This window comes from Streptosporangium sp. NPDC005286, from assembly GCF_040607515.1.
Taxonomy (GTDB): domain Bacteria; phylum Actinomycetota; class Actinomycetes; order Streptosporangiales; family Streptosporangiaceae; genus Streptosporangium.
This window is the reverse complement of record NZ_JBEXGU010000063.1, coordinates 1-24,566: the sequence shown is the minus strand read 5'-3', so window position 1 is coordinate 24,566 and position 24,566 is coordinate 1. Positions and strand designations below refer to the sequence as shown.

Below are 24,566 nucleotides of genomic sequence, written 5' to 3'. Positions count from 1 at the left end.
GGGAGAGAAGACCTGTCTGCCCGTTGACTGTCGGCGATGCTTCTTCTTGAGTGAGAAGGGTGGCGGCGAGGGGAGGCTCGCGTGCCGTATGCGCAGCCGCTCAGAACGGGGGATCCGGCGGCGCTCGGTGAGTACGAGATCATCGGGCGGCTCGGAGAGGGAGGCCAGGGAGTGGTCTATGTCGGGGTGCGCCCCGACACCGGATCAGAGCCCTACGCGGTCAAGCTTCTGCACGGCTCGGTGGGGGAGAACCCTGAGATCTTCCTGCGCGAGGTCGAGCTGGCGAAGCAGGTGGCCCGGTTCTGCACGGCCCAGGTGATCGGTGCCGGGCTGGACGGCGACCGGCCCTACATCGTCAGCGAGTACGTCGACGGCCCGTCGCTCCACCGCGAGGTCGCGGTCAGCGGGCCCCGCGAGGGAGGCCGGCTGGAGCGTCTGGCCATCGGCACGGCCACCGCGCTCGCGGCCATCCACCGGGCCGGGATCGTGCACCGCGACTTCAAGCCGCAGAACGTGCTGCTCGGTCCGGACGGGCCGAGGGTCATCGACTTCGGGCTGGCCAGGGCGCTGGACGCGGCGGCCACCCAGAGCGGGCGCGGTGCGGGTACTCCGGCCTACATGGCGCCCGAGCAGGTGGAGGGCGCCGAGATCAACCCGGCGGCCGACGTCTTCGCCTGGGGCGCCACGATATGTTTCGCGGCCAACGCCCAGGCGCCCTTCGGCCAGGACTCGATCGCGGCGGTCCTGAACCGGATCCTCACCGCGGCCCCGCGGCTGGGGCGCCTCGACGGGCTGCTCGGCGCGCTGGTGGTCGACTGCCTGGACAAGAATCCCGGTAACCGTCCCAGCAGCCGGGAGCTGCTGCTCGCGCTGCTCGGCAACGACGGGCACAGGTCGGTGCTCGACTCCCGGACCCCTCCGGTGCCCGGCGGTCTCGCCCTGCGGGCCGGCTCCGGCGAGCCTGACGTCTCAGACCCGTCCGGCGTGTCCGGTCCCGCTGATTCCTCGGATACGCCCGGTTCCTCCGATGTGTCGGGCCTCGCGGGGAGGTCGCGCACCTCCGGGTCCGCCTGGCGGGCGATGTCCGGTGGGCGCGGGCACTTCACCGAAGGCGAGGACTTCGACGAGCCCCGCACTCACCCGGGGCGGGCGGCCACCAGGGCGTCGATGGCGGTCTCCGGGGCGCTGCTGGTGAGCGCCGCGGTGCTGGTGGGGGTGCTGGTCCCGGCACTGAGCGGTGTCACCCCGAAAGGCGCGGCGGTACCGCCGGCGGTGCCGGTGGTGGAGAGCAGTCCCCAGGTCGAGACGGCGCCGCAGCCGAGCAGGACGAGCCCGCCGGTCAGGCCGCTCCCGACGAATCCGGCCAAGCCGCCGCGCGCGGAGGGTGTCAGATCCTCCCCGCTGCCACCGCCCGAGGTCATGACGGTCGTGCCGGCCCTCGTCGGGCTGGACCGTTCCGGGGCGGCGCGCCTGATCAAACAGGCCGGGCTGGTCGCCGGGACCGTCCAGGCGGTCAACTCCAACCGGCCGGTCGGGGAGGTGCTCGCGAGCAACCCGGTGGCGGGGGCCACCCTGCCGAGGAAGGGCAAGGTCAACCTGGAGGTCTCCGCGGGGATCCAGGTGCCCACGCTGGTCGGCCTCGCCAGGAGTGCCGCCCAGGCGGCGCTTACCCAGGCCGGGCTGGTCGCCGGAGGGGTGAGTACGCGCTGCTCGGACCAGCCGGCCGGGCGGGTGCTGGCGAGCACCCCCGGCGCGGGCAAGCACGTCTCGCCGGGCAGCGCGGTGGCGCTCGTCATCTCCAGGTACGGCGTTTCGGTGCCGTCGATCACCGGCCAGAGCGCGGCCGATGCCTCGAACACGCTCGGCGGGGCGGGTTTCGCGGTACGGACCCGGGCGCGGCTGGTCACCGACGACGCCCAGGACGGTGTGGTGCTGGCGCAGAGCGTGGCGCCGGGCACCTGTGCCCGGCCGGGCGCGACGGTCGTGATCACGGTGGGTGTGGCGGGCCAGAGCGGGCCTGGTCCGGGGCCTGGTCCGGGACCGAGCCACGGCCCGGGGGAGACCACCGCGCCTCCGGATCCGCCCGACCCGCCGGATCCGGTACCCGGAGAGGCGGCTCCGTCGGGATGACGGCATCCCGGTACGGCGGCGGGCCGGGGCGATGGGCGCCCGCGGGGGAGCGGGGAACTCGGGTGTGGTGTTCGCGGGGCGACGGGGTAGCGGTCAGATGGCGGCCAGGGTGGTGGCCAGCAGGGCCTTCCTGACGTCCTCCTGGGGGAGGTCGATCGTCTTGACCACCCCGTACTGAAGCGACCCCAGCAGGGCCCAGGCCCAGACCTGGCGGTCGGGATCGGGGTCGGGTCCGGCCAGCCGGTGGTAGATCTCGTCACGGAAGGCGCGAATGATCTCGCCGGGGGAGCCGGGGGGCGCGTCGTCGGCGCCGCCGATGTCCTCCATGATCAGCCGGATGATCGCCCGGTACCTGACCACGAAGGTCACCAGGGCCTCGACGAAGGCGCGGTCGTCGTCGAAGTCGCTCTCGATCAGGACCATGATGTCCTCGGCGGCGGGTGCGAGCAGCTCGGCGGCCAGCCGGTCCTTGGGATGGAAGTGGTAGGCGACGGCGGTCTTCGTCAGGCCGACGGCCGCGGCGATGTCGGCCAGCGAGGTCGCCGCATAGCCGCGCTCGGCGAACAACCGGCGAGCGGCGTCGAGGATCCGGCCGCGCGTGTCGTGTCCATGTTCAAGTGTGGTCATCGTCTCAATCCCACGCTATTGGGAGTATTTCCCAGTTTGCGCGCCTACTCTCGTATCGTAGGTTCTGTACGGCCGTACAGTACGGCGTTTCAGGTACATTTCAGACTTTAATAGGGCGGTCACCGAATGTCTGGTTTGCTGGGGCGGCTGGGGAGTTGGTGCGCGCGGCATGGCAAGGCGGTGCTGGCGCTGTGGGTCGTCGCCGCGGCACTGCTGATGGCGGGCTCGGTGCTGTTCCCCGGACCGGCCACCAACGACACCAGCCTCCCCGGCACCGACGCCCAGCGGGCGGTGGACCTGCTGAAGGACGGCTTCGGCCCCGGTTACGAGATAGGTGGTTCGGTCCAGCTCGTCCTTTACTCTCCCGACGGCTCCCTCATCGCCGAGCCGAGGAAGAGCGCGGTGGAACGCGCCGCGGAGCAGATCCGCAAGGTCCCGCACGTGGTGGAGGTGACCCCTCCCTCCCGGACGGGCGGGATCGCGCCCAGCCTGGAGATCGGTTTCATCGCGGTCAAGCTTGCGGGGCACGACACCACCAAGATGGCCGAGACCGCCAAGCTCCTCGTCGAGGCGGCCGAGCCCGCGCGGGCGGCGGGCCTGGAGGTCGTGCCCGCCGGCTCGTCGAGCCCGGCGAACAAGGAGATCAAGACCGGGACGAGCGAGATCATTGGAGTGATCTGCGCGCTGCTGGTCCTGCTGTTCGCGTTCGGCACCCTGGTCGCCGCGATGATCCCGATCTTCGTCGCGCTGGTCAGCATCGCGACCGGGCTCGGCACGATCGGCCTGCTCGGCCACCTGGTGGACGTGCCCAAGCAGGCGCCGATCCTGGCGACGATGATCGGCCTCGGCGTCGGCATCGACTACGCGCTCTTCCTGCTCAGCAGGTACCGCAAGCTGCTGGCCGACGATGTGCCCGTCCACGAGGCGATCCGCCGGGTGGCCGCCAGCTCCGGTGGTGCGGTGGTGTTCGCCGGCGGCACGGTGATCATCGCGCTCAGCGCGCTCCTGCTCGCCGACTTCCCCATGCTGCAGACACTCGGCTGGATCACCGGCATCTCGGTGGTCTGCGCGGTGCTCACCGCCGTCACGCTGGTCCCCGCGCTGCTCGGGATGCTCGGACAGCGGGTCAACGCGTTCCGCCTGCCGTTCATGGGGCGCCGGGGCAGCCACGGCTCCTCCGGCTGGGCCTCGCTGGGCAACTGGGTGGCCAGGCGTCCCTGGAGCGTGCTCGCGCTCAGCGTCGTGCTCCTGGGAGCGCTCGCCGCCCCCGCCCTGGGACTCAAGCTGGGCACGCTCGACAACGGCTACGGCGATCGCGGCACCGACGCGCGGCGCTCCTACGAACTGCTGCAGGCCGGGTTCGGACCCGGCATGAACGGCCCGCTCATCGTGGTGGCGGATCTGGAGACCCCGGTCGTCGACCGGAAGCCCGCCCCGGCCGTATTGCAGAACCTGAAGGACCGCGTCGCGGACGTCGAAGGGGTGGCCCATGTCGGCGACCCGGTTCTCAACGAGCGCGGCACGGCGGCCCTGGTCCAGGCGATCCCCGACTACGCCCCCAGTGACCCTCGGGCGCTGGATGTGGTCAAGGCGGTACGCGCGCTCGAGATCGAGGGAGCCAAGGTACACGTGGGCGGTGAGGTCGCGGGCATGGCCGACGCCAACTCCAAGATCGCCGCACGCACCCCGCTGGTCGTCGGCGTCGTGGTCCTGCTGAGCGCACTGCTGCTGCTCCTGGCGTTCCGTTCGCCGGTCGTCGCGATCAAGGCCGCGGTGATGAACCTGATCTCGCTCGGGGCCGCGTTCGGCGCGCTCTCGCTGGTCTTCTCCCTGGGGCTGGGCAGTGGCCTGGTCGGCATGGACCCGCCGGTCAACGTGGACGCCTCCTATCTGAGCACGCTCTTCTTCACCGTGCCGATCGACAGCTACATCCCGCTGATGCTGTTCGCGATCCTGTTCGGCCTGTCGATGGACTACGAGGTCTTCCTGCTCACCGCCGTGCGGCAGGCGTACCTGAGGCACGGCGACAACCGCAGGGCGGTGGCCGAGGGGCTGGGGTCGACCGGCCGGGTGATCACCTCCGCCGCTCTGATCATGGTCTCGGTCTTCGTCGCGTTCGTCGCCTACCCCGATCCGATGGTAAAGATCTTCGGTGTCGGCCTGGCGGTGGCCATCGCGGTGGACGCCACGATCATCAGGGGCCTGCTGGTCCCGGCGACCATGGTCCTGCTCGGCAGGTTCAACTGGTGGTGCCCCGCCTGGCTGGACCGTCTCCTGCCCAACCTCTCCATCGAGGGGCAGGAGGAGGACGAGGAGATCGAGGAGCCGAGCAGGGAACTCGTCGGCGCGGGTCGCGGCTGAGCCGAAGCGGCGACCGGGGAGGTCGTGCACGAGGGCGGCGGTCAGTCGAAGACGATGACGCTGCGGGCCACCGCCCCCTCGCGGACGTGCCGGATCGCCTCGTTGATCTCCTCCAGCGGGAGGCGCTCGCTGACCAGGCGGTCGAGGTCGAGGCGGCCGCGCAGGTACTGCTCGGCGAGCATGGGCAGGTCCCTGATCGGGGCGGCGTCGCCGCCCTGGGTGCCCATCAGGCGTCTGGAGGCGAACAGCAGGCCCGGCTCGACACTGAGCGGCTCGCCCTGCGGCGGGCTGCCGACCATCACCGTCGTGCCGCCGGGCTGGGTGGAGGCGAGGGCGGCGCCGAGCACGCCGGCCACGCCGGTCACGTCGAAGGCGTAGTCCACGCCGCCCCTGACGATCTCGCCCACCTGCTTGGGCAGGTCGGTGACGAGGATCGTGTGGGTGGCGCCGAACTCCTCGGCCAGCTTCAGCTTCTGTTCGGCCACGTCCGCGGCGACGATGGTGGTGGCTCCGGCCAGCGCGGCGCCCTGGACGACGTTCAGCCCGACCCCGCCGCAGCCGACCACCAGCACGCTGGAGCCGGGGGTGACCTGCGCGACGTTCAGCACCGCGCCGACGCCGGTGATCACCCCGCAGGCCAGCAGGCACATGGTGTCGAACGGCGCGTCTTTTGCGATCTTCACGCACATCGCCTCGTTGACCACGGCGTACTCGGCGAACGAGCCGATGCCGATCATCGTCCTGGCACCGTCGCCGTCCACGGTGATCCGGGTACCGCCGTCGCGCATCGTGCCCATGATGGCCGCCATCCTGGCGGGGCCGCCGCACAGGTGGAACCGGCCGGCGCCGCAGTTGCGGCAGCGCCCGCAGGCGCCGTTCATCGCGATGATCACATGGTCACCGGGTCTGACGCCGGTCACCCCGGCTCCGGTGCTCTCCACGATCCCGGCGCTCTCGTGGCCGAGTACGAAGGGGAGCCGTCGCACCACCGGGCTCTTGCCGTCCAGCGCCTTGATGTCGGACCCGCAGACGCCGGACGCCTTGATCCGCACCCGCACCTCGCCGGGTCCCGGGTCGGCGATCTCGACCTCGCGTACCTCCAGCGCCGTGCCGAACCCGGTGAGTACGGCCGCACGCATCAACATGTCCGCTCCCGTCGAGCCGAGGGCCCCGTGTGCTCCGCACGCTAGCCCGGAGCGGCATTATAAGCAAGCAGTTGCTTGGTTATCTACCGTGCCGGGGTGCCGCCGCGCCTTCCAGGTGGTCGGGTGGCCCGTGTGGGGGGTGTGGTGATCTTCCATTGACACCCCCGGATGCCAAATCTACGCTGACGAAACCAAGCGAGCGCTAGGCCAAATTGTGTCAGGCGCGCGCCGCACGGCACGGCACGGCAGGGAGCGACCTATGAGACGGCAGGCAGTGCGACTCATCGGCCTGGTGGCCGCGGCGGCGCTCGCCGCAGGCGGCTGCGCGGCCGAGCAGAAGGCCGCGGGGGGCGGTGGCTCCGAGGGGGCGGCGGGGGTGACCGCCACGACGGTCAAGGTGGGTGGCGTGCTCACCAAGACCAGCGCGAGCGGCTACTCCACCAAGGACGCGGAGATCGGGGCCAGAGCCAGGTTCCAGCGCGCGAACGAGGCCGGCGGCGTGCACGGACGCACCATCGAGTTCATCGGGGCCGAGGACGACAACCAGGACGCGGCCAAGGGGGATGCGGCGGCCAAGAAGCTGGTCCAGAAGGACAGGGTGTTCGCGCTGGTCCCCGTGCACGCGCCCAACTTCGGCGGCGCGACCTTCCTGGAGCAGCAGGGCGTGCCGTGGTTCGGCTGGGCCACCGGGCCGCAGTGGTGCGGCACGAAGACGGGCTTCGGCTACAACGGCTGCCTGGCGCCGCAGCCGGGCGCGGGCTCGCAGACCTGGTGGGGCAACCAGATGGCCGAGCTCATCGGCGGCTCGGCGGGCAAGAGCGTCTACATCCAGACGAGTGACTCCAGCGGCAGCAAGTACGGGGGCAAGACCATCTCGCAGTCCTTCGAGGCCGCGGGCTTCAAACTGGTCGGCCTCAACTCGGGTCTGCCCGCCGCGGCCCCGCCGCCCGACTGGCTCCCGTACATCAACAAGATCATGACCTCCGACGGCGGCGGGCCGCCGGACCTGGTGGTCTCGATCATCGCCGGCACCAAGTTCAACGTCGGCCTGTACGGCGCGCTGAAGAAGGCCGGCTACCAGGGCCTGATCTCCGACGCGACCAGCTACGACGCCGCGATCCTGGCGGACCCGGCGATCGCCCAGGCGCTCGAAGGCGTGATCGCGGCCCCCATGTTCGAGCCCTTCGAGTCGCAGGCCCCGGAGATCGCGCAGCTCAAGGCGGACGTGGAGAAGGCCGCACCGGGGACTCAGCTCACCCAGCATCTGGCCATCGGCTACTGGGCGGCCGACATCTTCCTCAAGATCCTGGAGCAGACCGGCAAGGAGCTGACCCGGGAGAGGTTCCTGGCCGCGGCCAACGGCTCCTTCGACTACGAGAATCCCGGCTTCGGCCGGATCCGCTATCCCAGGGACCACACCGAGCCCAACGGCTGCGGCGCCCTGGTCAAGCTGGAGGGGGGCGCCTTCAAGGTGGCCAAGAACATGAAGTGCTTCGACAACGTCCCGCTGAAATAGCGGGCGCGGGCTTGCCGCTCACGCGTCTGGCGGGCCACGTGAGCGGCGAGCCGGGGGCACCTCCGGCCGCCCCGCCGCCCCTCACCCGTCAACCCCACCATCCGACCGTCGTCCTCTTCGGGGAGCGGCTCCGGCCCGCGCGAAGGCCGGTCGTACCGGTCCCGCAGGCGAACGGGTCACACCCGTGAGCAGTCAGCAACCAGGCGCGAAATTCCGGGGTGATGGCCCTTATGTCCGAGCTTGTTGGTTACATTCTCAGCGGCCTCGTCACCGGAGCCGTCTTCGCGGTCATGGCCTCGGGGCTGACCCTGTCCTACGCGGCGACGGGCGTGTTCAACTTCGCTCACGGGGCCATCGGGTTCCTGGCCGCGCTGCTGTACTTCGAACTCAACGTGGGCCTCGGGCTGCCCGCCTGGGCGGCCGGAGTGGTCGCGGTGGCGCTCTTCGCACCGCTGCTCGGATACCTGCTGCACAGGGTCATGTTCCGCGGCCTCGCCCAGGCGGGGGAGACGGCGCAGATCGTCGGGACCATCGGCCTGACGATCGCGCTCCCGGCACTCGGGCTGCTGGTCGTCGACCTGGTCGCCGAGCCGCTCGGGCTGCCCCGTGCCGACGCGACCTCGCTGCCGCGCGGCCTGGGCCCCTACCCGGCGGCCACCTACGCCTTCGGCGGCGTCCACCTCGACTCCGACCAGCTCATCACCTTCGCCTTCGCGGTGCTGGCCGCCGCGGGGCTGTGGGCCTTCATGCGGCACACGCCGTACGGCCTGAGAATGCGCGCCTCGGTGGACTGCCGCGGGCTGGCCACCCTGCGCGGGATCGACGTCGACGCCTCCTCGGCCATGGCCTGGACGCTCAGCTCGACACTCGCCGGGCTCGCCGGGGTGCTGGCGGTCTCGACCCTGGGCCTGGATTCCACCGCGTTCACCGTGATGCTGTTCGTCTCGGCGACGGCCGCGGTGTTCGGCCGGCTCCGGTCGATCCCATGGACGTTCGCGGCCGGGCTCGGGCTCGGCGTGGTGCAGAACCTGGTCGCGGGGTACGCGGACTTCGCCGAGGACGTCACCGGACTGCGCACGGCGGTACCGGTGATCCTGCTGTTCGTCGGGCTGATCCTGCTCAACCGGTCCAGGGGCCGCATCGCGGGGTCCGCCGCCGAGGACGCGCCGCCGCCCGACCACCTGGCCGACCTGCCGCCGTGGCGGCGGCGCCTGCCGTGGGCGCTCGGCCTGGTCGCGCTGCTGGCCTGGACCCTCACCCGCCCGGCCGACGACTTCTACGTGAGCGTGGTGGCCCAGGGGCTCGTCCTCGCGCTGATCTTCTGCTCGTTCGTGGTCGTCACCGGCATCGGCGGCATGGTCAACCTCGCGCAGGCGTCCTTCGCCTCGATGGCCGCGCTCACCTGCGGCTGGGCGTTCTCCTCCGGCCTGCCCCTACCGGTGGCGATCCTGCTGGGGGTGCTCGGCGCGACAGCGGTCGGCGTGCTCGTCGCGCTGCCCGCCCTCCGGCTGGGCGGCCGGATTCTCACCCTGGCCACGCTCGCCCTCGCCCTCCTCGCCGACCAGGTGCTCTTCCAGATCGACGAGTTCAGCAACGGCACGATCGGCTGGCCGCTGCCCGCCCTCGGACTGGGGTTCGCCGACACCACCGACCCCCGGGTACGGGTCCTGCTGCTGCTGGCCCTGATCGGGCTGGTCGGGCTCCTGGTGCGGAACCTGGAACGGTCGGCCTCGGGCCGGGCGGTCCTGGCGGTCCGCTCCGCGCCCGCCGCCGCGACCACCTCCGGCATCTCGGCCCCCCGTACCAAGATCATGCTCTTTGCCCTGGCCTCCGGGATCGCGGGGCTGGGCGGAGTGCTGTTCGCGATCTCCAAGGGCTCGGTGACGGCCACCGACCTGCCGGCCTTCTCGGGTTTCGTCTGGCTGGCCGTGGTCGTCCTGCAGGGCGTCCGCAGGATCGGCGGCGCGGTGCTCGGGGGGCTGATCGCCGCGATCTTCCCCGAGTTGCTGGCCGGGTGGCACGTCTCCGCGCACGTCGGGGCGATCCTCTTCGGGGCCGGCGGGATGATCCTGGCCAGGCATCCGGACGGGGTGCTCGCCCAGCTGGGCGAGGCCCGCCACCGCCGGCGCACGCGCGGTGACCGCGCCGCGGCCCTCCAACGCGAGACACCCCCGCGCGAGGGGGACGAGAGCGCGGGGCCCGCTCCGGAGCCGAAGGCGATGAACGGGACCGGCCACCGCCCGGTCACCGCACCGCCGCGGGCACCCGCCGTCGAGGACGCGCTGTTCCGGCTGGAGGGCGCGGTCGCCGGGTACGGGGACGTCACGGTGCTGCGCGGGGTGGACCTCGCGGTACGGCCGGGAGAGGTGGTGGCGCTGCTCGGCGCGAACGGCGCGGGCAAGTCCACCACCTGCGCGGTCGCCGCGGGGGATCTCCGGGTGACGGCGGGGCGGGTGGTCCTGGACGGGGTCGACGTGACCTCCTGGCCCGCCCACCGCCGCGCGCGGGAAGGTGTGCTGCTCGCACCCGAGGGGCGCGGTGTCTTCCCCGGGCTGACCGTGGACGAGAATCTGCGGACCTGGCTCGCCGATCCCGGTCCCGTCTACGAGCGGCTGCCGCAACTCGCCAGGCGCCGGAGGCTTGCCGCCGGGGCACTCTCCGGCGGTGAGCAGCAGCTGCTCACCCTGGCTCCCGCTCTGGTCAGGCCGCCTCGGGTCCTGATCGCCGACGAGCCCTCGCTCGGCCTGGCACCGCTCCTCGTCGAGCAGGTCTTCGAGGTCTTCGCCGAGCTGCGCGAGCGCGGCGTCGCGCTGCTCCTGGTGGAGGAGAAGGCCACCTCGGTGCTCGAACTCGCCGACACCGTCGCGTTCATGCGCCTGGGCAGGGTCACCTGGACCGGCCCCCGGGCCGAGGTGGACGGCGCCAGGCTCACCGCCGCCTATCTGGGGGTGTCGTGACATGAGAGACGGGGTGGCGATGAGCGCGGCGCTGCGGGTCGAGGCCGTGTCGGTCTCCTTCGGGGGCGTCCACGCGCTCACCGATGTCTCCTTCGAGGTGCCGGCGGGCCAGGTCTGCGGGGTGATCGGGCCCAACGGGGCGGGTAAGACCACGCTGTTCGACGTGATCTCCGGACTGCGCCGGCCGACCTCGGGTTCCGTCTCGGTGATGGGCCGCGAGAGCACGGGGATCCCGGCGGTGCGGCGGGCGCGTGCCGGACTGCGCCGTACCTTCCAGCGGACTCAGGTGTTCGGCCGGCTGACCGTGGCGGACAACGTGCTGGCCGCGATGGAGTGGAGGGGCGGGGGAGGTGGGCTCCCGGCCGACCTGGTCGGCTGGCGGGGACGCCGGAACCTGGAGCGGGCACGCGGGGAGCGGGTGGACGAGGTGCTGGAGCTCTGCGGGCTGAACGGGCTGCGCGACGCCTACGCGGCGGCACTTCCCGCCGGGTCGCGACGCCTGGTCGAGCTGGCCCGCGCCCTCGCGGACGCGCCGTCGCTCCTGCTGCTCGACGAGCCCACGTCCGGTCTGGACGCCGACCAGACCGCTCGCATCGAGGAGGTCATCGGGGCGTTGGAGACGACGATCCTGCTGGTCGAACATGACATGGGATTCGTGATGGACACCTGTGACCGTCTCGTCGTCCTCGACCTCGGCCACGTCATCGCCTCGGGCGCTCCCGCCGAGATCCGCGAGGATCCCGTGGTCCGTGCCGCCTATCTCGGCTGACCTCGTTCTCCGTGCGGGTGAGATTCCGGGGCGGTCGGGGGCCGCGCGGCGCGTACGGATTCGACGCTCGCCGTTGTGGGCATATACTCGCCCATACCTTGATCGCTTACCGGCGCGAGGCCGTCCTGCCCGTTGAGCGCCGGGAAGGTTCCAGCACGTCGTCGGGCGCTCTCGGCGGCCTACCAGTCGCTTCCAAGTACTCCCCAAGTGGTCCCCGTCATGCTCTCGCCTCGGGAAGCAAGTTTTGGGGAGAGTACGAAGATGTGGGGAAGAATCAGCGCCGTCGCGGGCCTGGTGCTGGCGAGCACGCTGGCACTGCCGGGTACAGCGGTGGCCAAACCCAAAGAGGTCGACGTCCCCGTCGGGACGTGGCTGGCCGCCAGGACGCACCCGTCCGTCCAGCTGACCTCGGTGTCCTACACGGCGGACGTGGCCGTGCCGACGCCCGAGGCGAACCTGGAGGCGATCAGGACCCTGACGCAGCAGGGGATCAACGCCGTACAGAGCGGCAAGATCTCCTCCGACGAGAACAGCATCTACCGCTGGGTCGTGCAGCAGATGGCCAAGAACCCGGGCCGCTACTTCTCGCCCGGCGGGCAGGAGCGGGTCGTCGAGGCGACGGCGGGCGGGCTGTGCACCGGCTGGTGGATCACGCCGGACGGCTACATGGTGACCGCGGCGCACTGCGTCGGCCAGGAGGACACCGAGCTGGCCCAGACCTTCGCGGCACAGGCGCTCACGAAGATCAACGAGAAGGATGCCGCGGACCTGGTCGCCAGCCTCGGAGACATCGCCTCCGACGAGGAGATCCTCCGGAACGCGGCGAAGATCTTCCAGATCTGGAACGCGGAGAACATCAAGATCCGCAATGTCCAGAGCTCGCTCTCGCTGCTGCAGAGCCTGCCGGGCGGCGGCGTCGACAAGACCACCAAGACGGTGCCGATCGAGCTGGTCGCCAAGGGCACGGTCTACCCGGGCAAGGACGTCGCGATCCTCAAGGCCAACGGGCAGAACAACCTGCCGACCGTGCCGCTGGGCGAGGACTCGGACGTGCGCGTCGGCGACACCCTCTACATCAGCGGGTTCCCCGGCACCGTGACGCAGACCTCGATCTTCAACCTTGAGTCCAAGCTCGACCCGGCGTTCACCGAGGGTCCCTACAACGCCAGCCGCCAGACCCCCGAGGGGGTGCCGTACATCCAGACCCAGGCGCCCTCCTACCCGGGCAACTCCGGCGGTCCGGTGTTCAGCAAGGACGGCAAGGTCATCGGCATCCTGGTCGGCGGCCTGATCCAGCAGGACGGCGGTTCCACCGAGGGTGAGAGCTTCGTGCTGCCGGTCAGCATCGTCAAGGAGAAGCTGAACGAGAAGAACATCAAGCCGGCCGAGTCGACGACGACGAAGGCCTACAACGAGGCGCTCGACTTGTTCTTCCAGAACAGGTACTCCGACGCGCTGCCCAAGTTCCGCGAGGTGCAGGCGCTGCAGCCGAACCACCCGTACGTCGCCAAGTACATCAGCGACTCCCAGCAGGCCATCACCGCGGGCAAGGACGAGAGCGGTACCCCGATCCTGCCGTGGCTGCTCTGGGGCGGCGGCGGCCTGGTCGCCGCGTTCGTGATCGGCACGATCGTCGCGGTCGCCAGGGGCAAGAGCCGCTCCAAGGGGCCGGCCTCCTTCCCGCCCGCTCCGTACGGGGCGCAGCCCGGCTACCCGGCGCAGTCGCAGGGCGGCCAGCCGCAGTACGGCCAGCAGGGGCAGCCGTACGGCGCGCCGCAGCAGCAGTACCAACAGCGGCCGCCCTACCCGCTCCCGACGGGGCCCGAGACCCGGGCGGTCCGCCCGCAGTCGCCGTACGGCCCGCCGCAGCCCCAGCAGGGGACGGGCGGACCAGGAGCGAACACCCGGATCGCAGGTCTGGAGGCGGAGCTGGAGCAGCTGCGCCGGAACATGGGGCAGCGCCCGCCCGAGCAGCGCTGATCACGTCCGCTCGGGTGGATGCCCGCTCCTGGGGGGGAGCGCTGGCGGCGCCCGCCCGAGCGGAATCGGCGTCACCCGTCCGAATGCGCCGGACGGTCGTCCGCGCAGCGGCGTTCGGACGGGTGACGCCGGGCAAGCACACGGGTGGTGCCCTTCGGGCGAGGGGCACCACCCGTGTGTCGAGGTCCGGAGCGGAACCACCGCTCCGGGCCTTTCGCGGTACGGCCCGCTGTACGCTTACCCAAGCGTGCGCTAGGTTGGTGTAGTGGATCTGGACTTCACTCCCGCGGAGCGGGAATTCCGGGCCGAGGTGCGGGACTGGCTGGCCCGGCATGTCCCGGCCGTCCCGCTGCCCTCGATGGACACGAGGGAGGGCTTCGAGGCGCATCGCGAGTGGGAGCGCCTGCTCGCGGCCGACAGGCTGTCGGTGGTCTCCTGGCCCGTCGAGTACGGCGGGCGGGGGGCGGGCCTCGTCGAGTGGCTGATCTTCGAGGAGGAGTACTGGGCGGCGGGCGCCCCCGGCAGGGTCGGCCAGAACGGCATCTTCCTGCTGGCCCCCACGATCTTCTCGTACGGCACGGCGGAGCAGCGGGAGCGCTTCCTGCCCGCGATGGCCAGGGCCGACGAGGTCTGGGCGCAGGCCTGGTCCGAGCCCGAGGCGGGCAGTGACCTGGCCGCCCTGCGGTCCCGCGCGGAGCGGGTGGAGGGCGGCTGGCGGCTGTACGGGCAGAAGACCTGGAGCTCCCGGGCCTGTTACGCGGGCTGGGGCTTCGGCCTGTTCCGGACCGACCCCGCCTCGGCCAGGCACCGGGGCCTGACCTACTTCATGTTCCCGCTGGCCGACGTCACCGTACGGCCCATCGCCCAGCTCGACGGCGAGCACGGGTTCGCCGAACTGTTCTTCGACGGTGTCGAGGTCCCCGACGACCTGGTGCTCGGCGCCCCCGGCGAGGGCTGGCGGATCGCGATGGCGACCACCTCCTCGGAGCGGGGACTCACCCTGCGCAGCCCCGGCCGGTTCACGGCCACGGCCGACCGGCTGGTCCGGCTGGCCCGCTCGGGTGGCACCGAGGGCACCGATCCCGCCCTGGCCGACCAGGTCGCCCGCGCCTGGCTGGACGCCGAGGCCTACCGCCTGCACACCTTCGGCACCGCCCGCCGTCTGGCGGCGGGGGAGGAGATCGGCTCCGCCTCCAGCATGGGCAAGGTCTTCTGGTCCGAGCTGGACGTGCGCATGCACACCCTCGCCCTGCGGCTCCTCGGCGAGCGCGGCCTCCTGGACGGGGGTGCCCCCGAGGCCGAGGACGGCGGGCGCTGGCTGGACGGCTTCCTGTTCTCCCTGGCCGGACCGATCTACGCGGGCACCAACGAGATCCAGCGCAACATCATCGCCGAACGCGTCCTGGGGCTTCCACGATGAACTTCGCCTTCACCGATGACCAGCTCGCACTGGCCGCCACGGTCAGGGAGGTACTCGCCGCGCACTGCCCGGCTCGGGCCGCGCGGACGGAGCGGACCCCCGCCTGGTCCCGGCTCGCCGAGATCGGACTGTTCGGGCTGCTGGTCCCCGAGGAACACGACGGCCTCGGGCTGGGGCTCCTCGACGCGGTGCTCGCCTTCGAGGAGACGGGCAGGGTCGCGCTCCCCGGTCCGGTGGCCGAGACCGCGGTGGCGGCCCCGGTGCTGCTCGCCGGCGACCCGGGGCTGGGCAAGCTCGCCGCGGGCTCGCTGCGGGTGAGCGTGCGCATCGGCGACCAGGTCTACTCTCCCGACGCGGACCTGGCGGACCTGCTGGTCGTCGAGCGCGACGGCGTCCCGTACGCGGTGCGGCCGGGGCGGGCGCGGCTCACGCCCCAGTCGGGGGTCGATCGGACCAGAAGGCTGTTCGCGGTGGACTTCGACGCGGGGTCCGGCGGTGTGTCCGACGGTGTGTCCGACGGTGTGACCCGGCTCACGGCCCCGGTGGCCCCCGCGGTCCGCGCGGTCACCGTGGCGGTCGCCGCCCAGCTGGTCGGGGCGGCCAGGCATCTGCTGGAGACGAGCGTCGGCCACGCGCTGACCCGCAGGCAGTTCGGTGTCCAGATCGGGTCCTTCCAGGCGGTCAAGCACCTGCTCGCCGACGTGGCGGTGGCCGTCGAGTTCGCCGCGCCGCTGGTCTACGCCGCGGCCTTCGCGGTGGACAGGGAGTTGCCGACCGCCGGCCGGGACGTCGCCGCGGCCAAGGCCGCCGCGGGAGAGGCCGCCGAGTTGGCCGCCAGGACCGCGCTTCAGGTGCACGGCGCGATCGGCTACACCGAGGAGCTCGATCTGCACCTGTGGCTCGCCCGGGTGTGGTCCCTCTCCGCCGCCTACGGCGGCACCGCCCTGCACCGGTCCCGGCTGAGAGCCGAGATCCTCGGTTCCGCCGGACCGGTGAGGTGGCCGTGAGCCGGGAGGTCCCGGCCGGCCGTGAGCGGGGCCGGTCACACGGGGGCGCGGTTCCCGCACGGCCACCGAGGGAGGCGTCGTGAGGTTCGGGGTCCCGCTGGGGCTGATCCATCCGGACGCGTGGCGGGACGTCGCGGTCGCCGCCGACGAGCTGGGGTTCGAGTCGGTCTGGCTGCCCGAGCACCTGGTGTTCACCACCGACCTGTCGCTGGCCGTCTATCCGGGAACCGACAGGCCGGGTATCTCCCCGGTCACCCCGCTCTTCGACGCCCCCGCCTACCTGTGCTGGCTGGCCGGGCTGACCTCGCGGGTACGGCTCGGCACCGCCGTGCACCTCTACGCGCTGCGGCATCCCTTCGTCTCCGCCCGCGCCTTCGCCACCCTGGACAGGGTCTCGGGAGGGCGGGCGATCTGCGGGGTCGGCGCCGGTTGGTACGAGGGGGAGTGGCTGGCGGCCGGGGTGGACTTCGCGACCCGGGGCCCACGCCTGGACGAGGCGATCGAGGTGACCCGGCGGCTCTGGTCCGAGCCGGTCGTCGCGCACGCGGGACGCTTCTACGACTTCCCCGAGGTCGCGTTCGAGCCCAAACCGGTCCAGGACCGGCTGCCGATCCTCGCCGGGGGCGAGTCGGGCGCGGCCCTGCGGCGGGCCGCCCGGCTCTGTGACGGCTGGATCAGCATGCCGCACTCCCTGGAGACGATCCGCCCGCAGCTCGACAGGCTCGCCGGGCTCCGCGACGACCGCCCCTTCTCGGTCACCGCGCACGCCTACGAGCTCGGCGGCCCCGCCGAGATCCCGCGCTGGGAGAGGCTCGGCGTGGACCGCATGATCGTCCGCCCCTGGCGACGCAGCCGCGACGCCGTGGCCGCGCTGGCCGCCTTCGCCGCCGACCATTTCTAGATTCATCGGGGTTGTGAACTACTGGATGTTGTATCAGCGTTTATCAGCTCTTCTCTGGACACCTCCGCCCGGCGGGCCGAGGTGTCGGAGAGGATGGCACGCGACGCCGGGGTTTGGTTCCGGGCCGGCGTCAGGCTTTCTCGCCATCCGGGAGTTGTTGATCACCTTCCGAAAGTAAGCTCATCGTCAGCGATCAGTGGCGGTGCGTAAAGGCCGGGGGTGGGGTGGTGCGGGTTCATCAGGCATACCGCTACGCCCTCGACCCTACCCCCGCCCAGGCCGTTGCGTTGTTCTCGCATGGCGGGGCGGCGCGGTTCGTGTTCAACTGGGCGCTGGCCCGAATCAAGGCGGCGCTGTCACAGCGGGAGGCGGAGAAGACCTACGGGGTGCCCGCCAAGCTGCTGACCGAGGTGCCCTGGTCGCTGTACGCGCTGCGCAGGCTGTGGAACGCGGCCAAGAACGGGGTGGCGCCGTGGTGGGCAGAGAACTCCAAGGAGGCCTACAACAGTGGCCTGGACGGGGTGGCGCGGGCGCTGAAGAACTGGTCGGCCTCCCGCAACGGCACCCGGGCGGGTAAGAAGGTCGGGTTTCCCCGGTTCAAGTCCAAGCACCGCACCATCCCCGCCTGCCGGTTCACCACCGGCACCCTCCGCGTCGAAGCTGATCGCCACCACGTCACACTGCCCCGGCTGGGCACGATCCGCACCTGTGAGTCCACCCGCAAACTCGCCCGCCACCTCGAGCGCGGCACCGGCCGGATCCTGTCGGCCACGGTCCGGTTGGAGGGGGGCCGGTGGTTTGTGGCGTTCACCTGCCAGATCGACCGGCCCGAACGGGTGCCGTCCCGGCGGGGGGCGGTCGTGGGCGTGGATCTCGGGGTGAAGGACCTCGCCGTGCTGTCTACGGGCGAGGTCGTCCCCAATCCTAAGCACCACCGGACGGCGCTGCGCAGGCTGCGCAGACTGAACAGGCAACTCGCCCGCCGGGTGGGACCACGCACCCCCGACGGCGGGCGGCGCGAGGCGTCGGCCCGGTGGCTCAAGGCCAAGGCGGCGCTCGGTAAGGCGCACGCCCGGGTGGCGAACCAGCGGCGCGACGGCCTGCACAAGCTCACCACCTGCCTGGCGGGCACGTACGGCACGGTCGTGGTCGAGGACCTGAACGTGTCCGGGATGCTCGCCAACCGGCGCTTGGCCCGCGCGGTCGCAGACGCCGGGATGGGTGAGGTACGCCGTCAGCTCACCTACAAGACCGGCTGGAGCGGTGGGCGGCTGATCGTGGCCGATCGTTGGTATCCGTCCAGTAAGACGTGTTCGGGTTGCGGCGCGGTGAAAGCCAAACTGCCCCTGTCCGAACGTACCTACAACTGTGCGGCGTGTGGCCTGGTCCTGGGCCGGGATCTCAACGCCGCGCTCAACCTGGCCGCGCTCGCGGCCGACGTCGCCCAGAGTTGCGGGGAGACGTTAAATGCCCGTGGAGGAGCGGTAAGTCCTGGCGTTCGCGCCAGGCTCGCGCCGGTGAAACGGGAACTCCCGAAAGGGAGAACGCTGCCACGGCAACGCGGTGGCTCGCTGATCCTCACAGGGAAGCACTGAGAATCAGCGAACGGTTGAGCGACGGCGCGTTCACGCGAGCCTCCCGGGGACGGGTGAGACGCGTGCGGCGGCACCACTGGCCGGTTGTCTTCCGTGACGAGGGAGGCTACCCGGCCTCAAGGACAGGTCACGACAGTCTAAAGTGCGCGCAAAGTCACTCGGCGTCATATACCTAGACAAAAGGCGACGTCAGGGGGCTTTCGCGCGATCTTGCGTGAGTAGAGCATTTGGCGAAAAGATCTACGGGGCGTCCGCAATCGGAGCCAGGAGCGCTGTCTCCGCGCGGATCGGTCCTGTTGACCATCCCCCCTGCCGAGGGCCGATCTCTTTACCATCGGCGAAATGGGTATGGATATGGGTATTTATCCCGATATGCCGGTATCGGTGCTGGGAGATGCTCGTCACATCGAAGGCTCAACTGCAACCAATGAAGGATCAAAGGTACGAGCCATGTGTCAGCACCAGCCGCGATGCCCTCTCGCAAGCGCCCCCGATCACGAAGCCGCGTCCCTCGTGGCCTTCCACCCCGAGCAGGGGTGGGGTCTGCTCTGCAACGGCGTCGTGGTCTTCGATGACACCGGAGCGCTCCTGCCGGACGGGCGGAGCACTCCCGTCCACGACATGCCCACTCACCGCGTTCCAATGAGGCAGGCGGCATGAGTCCGGTTCGCGTTTCCGCCGGCCAGGGGGCGAGCACGCCGCTCCAGCGGGTCACCCAGCCGTGGCCGGTCGCCGACGGTGGTCGCGTGCGCGAGCCGCACCCGGTCGAGGTGGCGCCCATGACCCTCTTCCCTGAGAAGCCGGACGTGCAGGAGACGTCGTTCTCCCTCACTCCCGAGTCGTCATCCGTGCCCCGGGCCCGCCGGATGACCCGCGCCTGCCTGGCGGACTGGGGGCTGCGGGAGGAGCACAGCACGGTCGCCGAGCTGCTCGTCAGCGAGCTGGTCACCAACGCGCTGCACCACTCGCGGGGGACCATCAGGCTCGCCCTCTCCTTCGAGGACGGCCTGCTGCGCTGCGAGGTCGAGGACGCGGACACGGACCCCTCCCCGATCCGCGTGTACCAGGCCTGTGAGGACGACGAGCGGGGACGCGGGCTGCACCTGCTCGACCTGCTCTCCTGCTGCTGGGGCAGCGACCGTACCTGCGACGGCAAGGCCGTCTGGTTCGAGCTTCCCGCGCACGCCGCCGCCGAGTGCTGACCGCGGGTCCGCCATACGCGCCGGTGACCCCCGCCCCCGCCGGGAGCCGAACCCACGTACCACCTCCGAAAAGCGGAGGCAGAGTTCCCCGACTCGCCGTCCGCCGGCCGCCGGAGCCGACGAGATCGCCGCACTCGTCGGCTCCGGCGTCCCCTTCTCCCATCAGGTGTCGGATGGGTGACTCCCGTCCGTGTCCCGGTTGCGCTCGCCGATCCAGACGGCGATCTGGGCCCGGGAGTGGAAGCCCAGTTTGGTCATGATGTGCTCGATGTGACCCTCCGCGGTGCGCTGGGCGATCGTCAGCGAGGCCGCGATCTCCTTGTTGCTCAGCCCCTGGGCGACGAGCTGGGCGATCTCGGTCTCCCTGCGGGTCAGCGGGGACGGCGACGGCTCGGCCCTGTCGGGATGCCTGCCGGAGCGAGTGCCCTCGTCGAGGGCGAAGGCCAGCGCCTCGTCGCAGGGCAGCTTCGCGCCCCGCCTGACGGTGGCGTCGAAGGCCGCTTTCCCGAGGGCCTCACGCGTACGGGCCTCGCACTCGTTGTGGTAGTGCATGAGGTGTCCGAACCCGGACATCGGCGCTCCGATCGCCTGCCAGATCGTCTCCAGGATCCCCAGTAGTACGGCCGCCCGCCGGTGGTCTCCCTCTGCGGCGGCGATCCAGGCCAGCGCCTCCAGGTTGACGCCGATGCCCAGCAGGTCGTCGAGCGAACGGTTGAACCTCAGGCTCTCCTTCTCCAGCTCGATCGCGCGCCGGGCGTCGCCCCGGGACCAGACCCCGATGCCGAGCGCCATCATCGCGTAAGCCCGGTGCCAGCCCTCCCTGTGGGCTTCGCAGAGCGTGAGGCACTCCTCGCCCGCGGAGACGGAACTCGTCCAGTCGCCCAGGAAGGAGTGGGCGAGGCAGAGCCGGATGAGCGTCAGGGCCAGGCCCGCCGGGTCGTCGTCGATGCGGTGACGCGCCGCCGCCTCCTCGTAGAGCTCGATCGCGGCTCCGAGGTCTCCCCGGGACATGGCGATCATTCCCGAGTAGAGCGCGACGTAGCCCAGGATCGGCTCGTGCCCCGGCCGGTCCCCCAGCACCCGGGCCTCCTCCAGCATCGCCGCGGCGGCGGTGACGTCGGCCTGGATGATGGCCAGCCAGCTGTTGGACCACAGCGCGCGGCCCCGGATCTCGTCGGGCCCGGTGACGGCCGACAGGCTCCGGTCCAGCCAGTGGCGTCCCTCGCTGAGATAGTGGCTCGTGATCCAGTGGTAGAGCAGGTCGGCGGCCATGCCCAGGGCGGCGGAGGTCTCCTTGGGGTCGGTGAAGCAGTACTCCAGCGCGGTGCGCAGGTTGGCGTGTTCGAGATTCAACCTGCCGAACCAGGCCACCTGGAACGGGCCGAACCGCTGCGCGTACGCCTCCGCGGACAGCCACCGGTAGTGGTCGCGGTGCAGCCGCCGGAGCGCGGTCTCCTGTCCCAGGTCCACGAGCCGTTCCCGGCCGTACTGCCGGATCGTCTCCAGCAGCCGGTAGCGGGTCACCGAGGGGGTGGCGGGGGAATCCTCCTTGATCAGGACGGACTTGCCCACCAGCCCGATCACCAGGTCGATCACCTCCTCGCGATCGATGCCGTCCCCCGAGCAGACCGCCTCGGCCGCCTCGAGGTCCAGGCCGTCGGCGAACACCGAAACGCGCGCCCACAGCAGCTGCTCCTTCTCCGTGCAGAGGGCGTAGCTCCAGTCGATCAGCGCGCGCAGCGTCTGCTGGCGGGGCAGCGTCGTGGGCGAACCTCCGGTGAGCAGCCGGAACCGGTCGTCCAGCCTGGCCAGCAGGTCCTCGGGAGAGAGCGCGCGCAACCGTGCGGCCGCCAGCTCGATCGCGAGCGGGATGCCGTCCAGCCTGCGGCAGATCTGCTCCACGGCGGCCCGGTTGGCCTCGGTGACCGTGAAATCCGGTAGGACGGCGCAGGCCCGCTCGGCGAACAGCCGTACCGCCTCGGACTGCGTGGCGGGCTCGGCGGGCAGTCTCGGACGGTCGGAGTCGGGTGCCGGCGGCGGCAGCGGCAGCGTCGGCACGGCCAGCGTCTGCTCGGCGGCGATGCCCAGCGCCTGCCGGCTGGTGGTGAGGATCCGCAGGCCGGGGGCCGAGCGCACCAGGATCTCCACCAACACGGCGCAGTCCCGCAGGAGGTGCTCGCAGTTGTCGAGGATCAGCAGCGCACGCTTCTCCCCGAGGTGCTCGACGACCACCTCCACCGGGGGGCGGTGCGAGGTGTCCCTGATCGTCAGGGCCTCGCTCACCGACGCGCCGAGCAGTTCGGGGTCCTTCAGCCCGGCGAGCTCGACCAGCCACACCCCGTCGGGAAAGGCCCGCTGGACGTCGGCCGCGACGCGCAGGGCCAGCCGGGTCTTGCCGACACCGCCGGGGCCGGTGAGGGTCACCACGCGGGCTTTGGACAGCAGGCGCCTGACCTCGGCCACCTCATGCCGACGTCCTACGAAACTGGTCACCTCGGGTGGCAGCCCCGCTGTCTGCCACCGTTTCGGGGTGGCCGGTGCCACCTCATCCATCAGCGTTCATCAGCGCCTCACGCCGGCCTCGGCAGGCGAACCGTCACATGTTCGGGTCCGACCGGCACCATCCACACTATGCGCAGGGGGGTTCGCCCCCGTACGCGCCGTGACCGTGACCGGATGGGCGCCGGTGGATCAGTAGCCCGCGCCGGTCAGCAGGCCGCCGTCCACCGTGAACTCGCTACCGGTGCAGTAGCTCGCCCGGTCGGAGGAGAGGAAGGCCACCACATGAGATACCTCGACAGGCTTGGCGAAACGCTTGATGACCATGGACTTCATGAACGCCTCCGCGTCCACCTTGGCGATGATCTCCGGATCCAGCACCATGGAGGTGTTGATCGCACCGGGGTGCACGGAGTTCACCCGGATCTTGAACTGGGCGAGCTCGCGGGCCGCGGCCTTGGTCACCCCGCGTACGCCGAACTTGGAGGCGGAGTAGGCGGACATGCCCTCGGCGCCGATGAAACCCTCGACCGAGGAGATGTTCACGATCGAGCCCCGGCCGGCGGCCCTCATGGGCTCGATGACGGACTTGACGCCGAGCCAGGTGCCCTTGAGGTTGACGTCGAGGACGCGCTCGAACTCCTCCAGCGCCATGTCCTCGATCCGACGAAATTTCAGGATTCCAGCGTTGTTGACCAGGACGTCGAGCTTGCCGTAGGTATCGACGGCGGCGCCGACCGCGCGCTCCCAGTCCTCGGGCCTGGTCACGTCCTGGTGGACGAAGAGCGCCCCGGTCTCCTCCGCGAGCGCCTTGCCCTCCTCGTCGAGCACGTCGCCGAAGACGACCCGCGCCCCCTCCTGCAGGAACAGCCGTACATGGGACTCGCCCATGCCCCTGGCCCCACCGGTGACCAGCGCGACCTTGCCGTCCAGAAGACCCATGTCAAGCTCCTCGGATGAAACGTGCGGCGGCGGCGACGGCCACGGCGGCCGCCTCCATCGAGCGGTAGACGGGGATTCCCGCACCGGCGGCGATCGCGCGGACCTCGTCCTCGACTCCGGGCGGCGCGCACTCGCCGTTCCTGGTGACCAGGGTGATCCTGGTTCCCGGCAGGTCCCGCTGTGCCCGGGCGAGGTTGTGCGCGTACGCGTAGAGAGGGTCGGCGGAGGTTCCGAAGGTGAAGAAGCTCTGCACGTTCACGTGCGCCACGACGTCGGGGTACGGCCGGTGCGCCACGATCGCCCCGATGACCTCCCTGACCAGCTCAGGGCGGCCTCGCGGACCCACCGGGACCTCCAGCGGATTGGCCGGAGAGGTGCCGGCGGCCCCCGCGCCCAGGGCCTTCAGCACGTCCCGCGTCTCGTCGGGCAGCGCCGCCAGCACCAGCCCCGCCGCGTCGAGGACGTCCGCCGCCAGCACGCTGGCCCCGCCGCTCGGGCCGATCACCAGCACGGAGGGTAGGCCGTCCTCGCCGCGGCCCGTCCACGGCCCCCGCGCGGTGTCCGTGACGGACCCGGCGGGGGGAGCGATCCTGGAGGCGTGGGACTGGAAGAAGGACAGGGCGCCGATCAGGTCGTCCTGGCTGCCGACCAGGACGGCGCCGGTCTGGTCGGCCAGGGCCCGCCAGACGCGGCCGTCGCCGACCATGCCGCCGGTATGCGAGGCGGCCGCCCTGCGCCCCTGGCCGCTCCGGCCGCCGACCAGCAGGACGACCGGGAGCCGTCCGCGCACGGACATCAGGGCCTCGAAGAGGGCACGGCCGTCCCGGGGGTCCTCCAGGTACATGCCGACGACCGAGGTGTGCTCGTCACCGCCGAGCCAGCCGAGCAACTCGGCGGGGGTCACGTCGGCGGAGTTGCCGACCGTGGCCACCCGGCTGAACGCCAGCCCGCGCCGCTCGCCCACCCTGACCACCTCTCCGGCCAGGCCGCCGCTCTGCGAGATCAGCGCCACCTGACCCGGAGGCCCCGGCTCGCCGCCGATGAAGGTCTGCCCGCCGCGCGGGCTGTAGACGCCCATGCAGTTCGGTCCGAGCAGCCGGGCCCCGGCCTCCCGTGCCGCCCTGACCAGGTCGGCCTCCAGCCCGGCGGCCCCGGCCTCGCCGAACCCGCCGCTCATCACCTGGACGAACGAGAGGCCCTTCGCATGGCGTACCACCTCCGCGCAGCGGTCGGCCGGTACGGCGACCAGCGCGTAGTCGGCGTCCGCCTCCGCGAGGGTCGGCACCGTGGGCACACCGTTGATCTCGTCCGCCTCCGGGTGCACCGCGACCAGCGGCACGCCGGTGGCCTTGTAGAACTCCAGGAACATGTTCCCGAAGTTCGGTCTGCTCGCGGACGCGCCCACCACGGCCACCGCCCTGGGCTCGAACAGCGCGGTGAAGTCCTGCCCGGACCCGTGCCGTCCCGGGGTTTCCGGCCCCGGCCCGGCGGGCTCCGCCGAGAACGGAAGAGCGA

The 24,566-nt window shown here is 71.4% G+C and carries 17 protein-coding genes; 12 read left to right on the top strand and 5 right to left on the bottom strand.

All coding sequences use genetic code 11. The features are described from left to right. Positions 1-81 precede the first annotated feature (81 nt). Positions 82-2,130, top strand: a complete 2,049-nt coding sequence (locus ABZU75_RS22940; protein WP_355557594.1) for a PASTA domain-containing protein — start codon at positions 82-84, stop codon at positions 2,128-2,130. A gap of 93 nt (positions 2,131-2,223) precedes the next feature. Here ABZU75_RS22940 and ABZU75_RS22935 read toward each other — a convergent pair whose 3' ends face one another. Continuing rightward, positions 2,224-2,757, bottom strand: a complete 534-nt coding sequence (locus ABZU75_RS22935) for a TetR family transcriptional regulator (protein ID WP_355557591.1) — start codon at positions 2,755-2,757, stop codon at positions 2,224-2,226. A 126-nt stretch (positions 2,758-2,883) separates the two neighbouring features. Between ABZU75_RS22935 and ABZU75_RS22930 the strand changes: the two genes are divergently transcribed. Continuing rightward, positions 2,884-5,118, top strand: coding sequence for an MMPL family transporter (locus ABZU75_RS22930; RefSeq protein WP_355557587.1), 2,235 nt, complete (start codon positions 2,884-2,886; stop codon positions 5,116-5,118). Between the two features lie 41 nt (positions 5,119-5,159). Here the strand turns inward: ABZU75_RS22930 and ABZU75_RS22925 are convergent, their stop codons facing one another. Continuing rightward, positions 5,160-6,263 carry an alcohol dehydrogenase catalytic domain-containing protein gene (locus tag ABZU75_RS22925; RefSeq protein WP_350912792.1) on the bottom strand — a complete coding sequence of 368 codons (1,104 nt, stop codon included), beginning with the start codon at positions 6,261-6,263 and terminating at the stop codon, positions 5,160-5,162. 259 nt (positions 6,264-6,522) lie between these two features. On the opposite strand from ABZU75_RS22925, the gene ABZU75_RS22920 reads away from it, so the two are divergent. From ABZU75_RS22920 to ABZU75_RS22875, 10 genes are all read left to right on the top strand, one after another. Next, positions 6,523-7,779: an ABC transporter substrate-binding protein gene (locus ABZU75_RS22920; RefSeq protein WP_350952217.1), complete on the top strand. Its 1,257-nt coding sequence runs from the start codon at positions 6,523-6,525 to the stop codon at positions 7,777-7,779. A gap of 230 nt (positions 7,780-8,009) precedes the next feature. Beyond that, positions 8,010-10,736: an ATP-binding cassette domain-containing protein gene (locus ABZU75_RS22915; protein WP_355557582.1), complete on the top strand. Its 2,727-nt coding sequence runs from the start codon at positions 8,010-8,012 to the stop codon at positions 10,734-10,736. 1 nt (position 10,737) lies between these two features. Then, entirely contained in the window at positions 10,738-11,505 is a 768-nt protein-coding gene (locus tag ABZU75_RS22910; protein ID WP_355557579.1) for an ABC transporter ATP-binding protein, read from the top strand. Between the two features lie 261 nt (positions 11,506-11,766). After that, positions 11,767-13,485, top strand: coding sequence for a serine protease (locus tag ABZU75_RS22905; RefSeq protein ID WP_355557576.1), 1,719 nt, complete (start codon positions 11,767-11,769; stop codon positions 13,483-13,485). Between the two features lie 265 nt (positions 13,486-13,750). Continuing rightward, on the top strand, positions 13,751-14,905 hold the full coding sequence (locus ABZU75_RS22900; RefSeq protein ID WP_355557574.1) for an acyl-CoA dehydrogenase family protein: 1,155 nt from the start codon (positions 13,751-13,753) through the stop codon (positions 14,903-14,905). Then, positions 14,902-15,912, top strand: coding sequence for an acyl-CoA dehydrogenase family protein (locus tag ABZU75_RS22895; protein ID WP_355557571.1), 1,011 nt, complete (start codon positions 14,902-14,904; stop codon positions 15,910-15,912). The genes ABZU75_RS22900 and ABZU75_RS22895 overlap by 4 nt, the downstream gene beginning before the upstream one ends. 79 nt (positions 15,913-15,991) lie before the next feature. Further along, a complete protein-coding gene (locus tag ABZU75_RS22890; protein WP_355557568.1) occupies positions 15,992-16,813 on the top strand; it encodes a TIGR03619 family F420-dependent LLM class oxidoreductase in 822 nt (273 codons plus the stop codon). A gap of 227 nt (positions 16,814-17,040) precedes the next feature. Beyond that, on the top strand, positions 17,041-18,408 hold the full coding sequence (tnpB, locus tag ABZU75_RS22885) for an IS607 family element RNA-guided endonuclease TnpB (protein WP_355557566.1): 1,368 nt from the start codon (positions 17,041-17,043) through the stop codon (positions 18,406-18,408). A 450-nt stretch (positions 18,409-18,858) separates the two neighbouring features. Next, positions 18,859-19,068, top strand: coding sequence for a DUF5999 family protein (locus ABZU75_RS22880; protein WP_350912810.1), 210 nt, complete (start codon positions 18,859-18,861; stop codon positions 19,066-19,068). After that, the gene (locus tag ABZU75_RS22875) at positions 19,065-19,610 is read left to right on the top strand and encodes an ATP-binding protein (RefSeq protein ID WP_355557563.1); all 546 of its coding nucleotides are present in this window, start codon (positions 19,065-19,067) and stop codon (positions 19,608-19,610) included. The genes ABZU75_RS22880 and ABZU75_RS22875 overlap by 4 nt, the downstream gene beginning before the upstream one ends. Before the next feature lie 162 nt (positions 19,611-19,772). On the opposite strand, the gene ABZU75_RS22870 is transcribed toward ABZU75_RS22875, so the two are convergent. The 3 genes from ABZU75_RS22870 to ABZU75_RS22860 form a co-directional block, all read right to left on the bottom strand. Then, complete coding sequence (locus ABZU75_RS22870) at positions 19,773-22,163, bottom strand: LuxR C-terminal-related transcriptional regulator (RefSeq protein WP_355557560.1); 2,391 nt, start codon at positions 22,161-22,163, stop codon at positions 19,773-19,775. Between the two features lie 138 nt (positions 22,164-22,301). Continuing rightward, positions 22,302-23,051: a glucose 1-dehydrogenase gene (locus ABZU75_RS22865; protein ID WP_343966456.1), complete on the bottom strand. Its 750-nt coding sequence runs from the start codon at positions 23,049-23,051 to the stop codon at positions 22,302-22,304. A gap of 1 nt (position 23,052) precedes the next feature. Further along, a partial coding sequence (locus ABZU75_RS22860; RefSeq protein WP_355557556.1) for a CoA-binding protein occupies positions 23,053-24,566 on the bottom strand: 1,514 nt, incomplete at its 5' end.